This is a genomic window from Kaarinaea lacus (assembly GCF_975902315.1).
The window spans coordinates 1-5,761 of sequence record NZ_CDLKIE010000167.1; the positions used below are offsets into that span (position 1 = coordinate 1).

The window sequence follows — 5,761 nt, forward strand, 5'->3', positions numbered from 1 at the left end:
CACGTAACAAGCTGCTGCCTGGGCTCGTACGAGAAAATAAGCATAAGGTATATGAAAAACTGTTCTGGGTTGTGTTAAACAGGTTACTGTTAATCGCGACAGATGTTTCCTGATGACTTCACTATCGTATTTAACCAGCGTATCGAATAACTCAACCTCTTCACGGTCAATGCGCTCCAGCTTACTGTGCATAATGAATGATAAACGCGTAAATAAAAATCGCCCCAATGCTCCACTACAGACGATTAATGCCATTGCGACTATCGCTATCAAACTGTTAACTGACTTAATGGCAAATGAAGAATGTAAGATTGTTATCAATGGACCGGCAATACCTGCACATAAATGCACGACATACCATGACTCCACTTTCCCGGAGTTTTTAAGTATTGGCATCCTTTTGCGTAATGAATACGTTAACGCAACCAGCATCAATATTCCGCCCGCCAGACCGGTGTTATAAATAAAGTCATAATCAGTAACAAAGCTGAATTGCGTCCACCTGAGCCAGGCTGAAGTCAATATAACCGCGATGACTGATGAAACGATGAAGAACTTGCGAGACGAAGCCCTGGAGGCTTCATTTTTGGTTTGGTTGAATTGCCCTGGATATTTTTGTTTTAGAAATGCGACCGCACTCACAATACCGTTATGTTTGGCATTTGTATTTGCGCCCGACCCTGATTTCTCTTCGCTCATGGTCAACCCCCGACGCTCACAATTTAATTATTAGAAATACCCACGTTCGAAATAGCGTCCGTGCGTTATTGCATTCCTGCCCGTCGCCATCGCTGTGTACTGTTACTGATGTACTGATGGTTTCGGGAAACATCGAGGGTGAAATCGGAGAAGACAGTGCGCAAAACTTTAAAAAACATGATGCACTTCCATCACATTTTCCGTCGCTAACCCCGCTTGTTACGACCGCCCCTGTCACACCGTTAGAGCCTCTCAGACTCCACCCCCGATGCTTGTCCGCTTTTACATTGCCGCCCCCTGTTTGCATTAATGTAAAAGCGAATACGTATAAGCTTAAACTTATCGGTTACATAAGTTTTTGCTTATTAAAAATTAGTATATTCGGCCAGATTTCAAAGTCAACACGGTAGGAAAATTCACTAAATTCACTGACATACGTTTAAGAATTTTCCTACAAGGCGCGCTATTTCATAGTGATTTACTCGATTTTTTTTTCAAAGAAACCCTACGCGAAGCAGGCTTATCGCCCCACTAACATATTCATTTATAACGAAGTTTTCGTTTAAAAAGATTAGGCCAGTTTTATGGCGCTAATGATGGTTCGATCCTCTGGTTTATCGGGTGGGGTGTAGCGCACTGCTCAGGTAGCCTGGTAGCGCTCTGCTCAGGTAGCCTGAGAGATGAACCTGCGCCGAAAAACCTGGGAGGATTAATTTGTGTTACCCAATCGTTGTCGCTGTTCAATCAGTTTCAGGGTGTCACGGTAGTTATTAACATGAACTCCACCGATTCGAACCGCGATCAGGGCATGCTCATAAGCATCGTCCAGCTGATTAGTATCTAATAATACCTGGGCCAGATTATTATGCGCGGGTGCATATTCAGCATCTATTGCGATCGCACGTTTATAGGCAGATTTTGCATTCTCTAACTGTGCTAACTGGTAATACACATTGCCCAATCCCATCATTGCGATAATTTCATTGGGCCACCGCTTCACGACTGCCTGATATGCTTGCAGCGCAATGCTCAATTGCCCCTGCTTTTCAACGACAGAGACCGCTTTTAAATAGCTTAGGGCATCTGCCGATGCCGGTATGTTGTCCGGGCGCATCACCACCATGGCCCACTTATTGGCACGCTGCCAGGTTCTCTCAAAAGTTTCGAGATTGACCACATAGTTCTCGGTGGTCCCTGAGTGCAACACTATTTCATTGGCAGCTATATCTATGCCCTTCACAACTGCGTAGTGCCAGTTAGGAAACCAGTCTATACCCAGATTCTGTAACACCAACACCGGATGGCCAGCTTCAATTTCAGCAATCAAACTTTGCCAACCCAAGGTCAATTCATAGGGTATGCGCTGGTAACTACGTGTTGCCACAACCATCTCCAGTTGAAAGCTACCCTTTCGTTCCGGCACGTACACCTTGGGTTTAAGTTCTTCAGGTGTCACTTGCTGACCCGACCAGTTTAATAACATCGCCAGTGCCGCTGGACCGCACTGGTATTGCTCTTGCGCGAAGAATGGCACATTCGGAATTTCGGTTTTTTGACGGGATTGTATATCAGTCGTGTTGCGAAGCTGATCTATCTCTAGCGTCGTGCTGCAGGCACTTAACAAAAAAAGACTGCCAATTAACCATCTGGCAGTCTTCCGATAAGAGGTCATAAACTTTTTCTGGAGCGAGATTTCTTATTTCGCCGTTTTCTTCACGAAAGGAAATATGTCTGTATACCCCATAATATCGGTAAACAGTAACACCAGAAATACTATCAAAAGCACGCCTAAGACATCAGTGCCACCCGCAGGCAAATCCTGCATGTTCTGCGCAAACAACATGGCTTCTTCGTCGGTCATATTCGCTACACGATTAAGCGCAGCATCAGGATCGACGCCATACTCAACAAGTTTTGCGCGAACATCATCGCGTTCCAGTAACTGATATATGCGTTGTTTTTCGGTATGAGTTACCTGACTATCGATAATATCCGTAGTAGTCACAATGCCGGCAAGTGCAGCATGCTGCAGGTTTACCATCAGGAAACACACTAACATAACCTGGCTTACCGCTTTGAATAATCGTTTTCTATGATGCATCCGTGTTCCTCCAAATTTACGAGCAAGTAGGAATGATGATAGTAATTATAAACATTCCGTATAATTTGTCGATTGATGAATATTCGTTTGTGGATTCCTGGTGCCAAAGTGACTAATGGTAAGGATCCTGATTACTTTCCTGTTGTTGCTCTTGTGTTTGTTGCTGTTTTAATTCTTTTTGTTTCTCCCGTTGAATATCACTTTCCAGGGTCTTTAATTTGTCCGCCAGTTCACGAATTGCCGGTGCGATTTCGCCTTCAACCTTTTCGCGGTTCTTTTTAATATCCTTATTAATTTTAAACAATGCGAGAAAAACACCCAGCACCGGCAGCAACCAGACAATCAAGACCAGTTTTTGTTTTTTTTCGGCAGAGTGAATTTGCGAAGACTGAATAATCTGAGTGCACATGTAATTGAGGTAAACAATGGCAATCAAAAACACTGCGCCGAACAACCATATTAATTCCATTTATTTTACCACCTTATCGAATACGCTTGTGTCATCAATTTATGCGGGTAGAAAAACTACTTGAAGTGAAAATCCATTGCCCAACTATAACGCAACACAAGATTGAGCGCAGCACCTGGCATTAAATTATGTGGTGGTCTATTGCGTAAATTGTGCTGAAGTCTTGAATTGTTTTCTGAAAATTCAGGTTAACACAGCACAATCAATTAATGATAACCTGGTAATTTAAATCAAGGTTACCACCACCGTCATTCATGGTCCCATTCATTTCAATTTTCCAGTTGGTCACGTTGGCATCATAACCGGCAGGTGCACCACCACCTCCCGAGGTTGGCGTATAGCTAAATGTCACCCCGTTGTCATCAGAATAGGTAATAGAACCAATACTCAAGCCTGATGCTGGTGTACCCTCTACCAGTTGAAATGGAACGCCCACCCCATAAGTGTTTAAGCCAAACATTACAAATGGGCTAAGCTGATCCTCAACCACAACGGTATATGCATCATCACCACCCGTATTGGTAACATCAAGCGTGTACGTGATAGTACTGCCGGGATTTACCGTAGGTGCTGATGAATACTTCACCATGGTTAATACCGGTATCGGTTCAATATCAACGTCCACACTCCCACTGTCATTACTGGAATCTTCATCCGCCGGGGTAGACGCGGTGAGTGTTGCGGTATTGGTTACCGTCATAATGACCGGAACAACTCCCGCAGTAACATTAATCGTCAATGTGTAGGTGGAATTGGCTGGAATACTGGGAATATTCCATTCATCAGGAATACTGTTACTGTCTGAATCATCGAATGTGGTACCGGCTTCTACCGAGTGGCTCACATAGGTTACTTGTGAAGGCAACACATCGGATATAACAACGTCGGTAAAATCAACAATCGCTGCGTTATATACTTCAACGGTGTAGGTAAAGGGCTGGTTACCTTTAATTGTAGTGACTGATGCTGACTTGGAGACCTGCAGATCTTTTGGAAACAACTGTCCGCCAGCAGGACCATCCATGTTATCAATAATATTATTGGGTAAATTGCTGCCGTTGGAAGAAGAAATGTGAAATTTCAAATTGGCCGGCGCTCCGAATCCCAGGCTTGCCCAACTAACGCGGGATTCCATTTGCACACCAGATGGCGCGCCGCCGTTTAAAGAATACAGTGTAGATTGATTAGTGATTCCGCCCGGCATGGTATAACCATCACCATTGCCACCCCCATCTGTCAGCGGATCACCGCCGCTGGCTGATTCCACGTAATCCCAAAGTTCAGCAACAGTATTTTGGTTGCTACCCTGCCATTTGATGCGCAATACCTTTTCACCCGACTGCATATTGCCATCAGCACTGGAATCAATAAAAAACCACCAGTCGGTTACATTGGTAGATGATGCCCAGCGCTCGACATAAAAATACACATATGTGTTATCCCAGGTGAAGGAAAACTTCTTTAAATCGCGCCCGGTACTTTTTAAGGGATCATCCAGATCATCCGCCGGCGTATTTCCATCCTGCCCATCGTTACTGAATTGTCCTGGATTATTGGTTATATCCGTCGGCGTAGTCCAGTCTGTCATCGTGCCATCGACGGTAATGGTACGTTGAATGTACACAGCGTGGGCTTGGGAAATGACACCCAATAGCAAGCAAGCAACAATGATGGCCTGTCCAATGACACGCATGATCAGTTCACTATAGCGTAAAAAAATCCTGAGAATTCTCTTTGGTTAACGGCTAGTTAGCCTCGATACTGAAGGTAAATATGCAGGATTCATACACGCTGGCGATTTATAGCACCGATCGCAGTTAATAATTAATCAATATAATTCAACAAGTTATAATATCACACAAGAAAGCCGCGACATAACTGCCGCGGCCTTCGAGTGGGTAATGCTTAATCGTCTAAAGCAGGCTATTTATTCATCATGGTCATCATGATGCTTGCCGGTTTTACTGATCGCCCAGGTTCCGTCACCATCGTCAGCTGCCGAGTGCTGGATGTTTACATACAGTGTGTGGGGATCTTGTGGACTGAAATAAATACCCGTTCCTTCCGCATCGGGATCCGTTAAGGATGCGAAAAGATCAACGTCTTTTGAAGCACCAAAGTCGTCGACCTTCCTGGTGCTGGCAAACCAGATGTCAGACGGTTTGTTGTCTTCGATCATAATCAGGCGTCCGTCGGGTGATTCGGCCAGGTTATCAACACTGTCGAAACCTGTTTGATGGCCTTCTTCCCCAGGCTTGCCAATTTCAACAGGCACGTTAACACCCGCTTTGACAAAGTTAGTGACTTCCATGGTGTTGAGGTTGATGGCGATAACACGGCCTTCATAGTACTCCCTGCCGTATTCATCGCGTGGCCCTTCGGTGATGGCGACCGTGGGTAAAACAGTTGTTCCCGGTTGCAAGATTACGGCATTCTCCCCGCCATCCGGCTCGTAGGTACCATCCACAAACTCACCATCCGCTTCGTCAGTC

At 44.9% G+C, this 5,761-nt stretch carries 6 protein-coding genes; all 6 read right to left on the reverse strand.

Annotation, left to right across the window (positions count from 1 at the left end; translation table 11 throughout):
* The coding region (locus ACWVCM_RS04685; RefSeq protein ID WP_455200556.1) for a hypothetical protein at window positions 1-699 on the reverse strand (699 nt) is incomplete at its 3' end.
* Between the two features lie 709 nt (window positions 700-1,408).
* Window positions 1,409-2,323, reverse strand: coding sequence for a PA2778 family cysteine peptidase (locus ACWVCM_RS04690; RefSeq protein WP_455200557.1), 915 nt, complete (start codon window positions 2,321-2,323; stop codon window positions 1,409-1,411).
* A 72-nt stretch (window positions 2,324-2,395) separates the two neighbouring features.
* Window positions 2,396-2,800 carry a PA2779 family protein gene (locus tag ACWVCM_RS04695; RefSeq protein ID WP_455200558.1) on the reverse strand — a complete coding sequence of 135 codons (405 nt, stop codon included), beginning with the start codon at window positions 2,798-2,800 and terminating at the stop codon, window positions 2,396-2,398.
* A 112-nt stretch (window positions 2,801-2,912) separates the two neighbouring features.
* A complete protein-coding gene (locus tag ACWVCM_RS04700) occupies window positions 2,913-3,269 on the reverse strand; it encodes a hypothetical protein (protein WP_455200559.1) in 357 nt (118 codons plus the stop codon).
* Window positions 3,270-3,471: 202 nt separating this feature from the next.
* Complete coding sequence (locus tag ACWVCM_RS04705; RefSeq protein WP_455200560.1) at window positions 3,472-4,962, reverse strand: hypothetical protein; 1,491 nt, start codon at window positions 4,960-4,962, stop codon at window positions 3,472-3,474.
* Between the two features lie 234 nt (window positions 4,963-5,196).
* Window positions 5,197-5,761, reverse strand: a 565-nt coding sequence (locus ACWVCM_RS04710; protein ID WP_455200561.1) for an alkaline phosphatase PhoX, incomplete at its 5' end; no start/stop codon positions are given.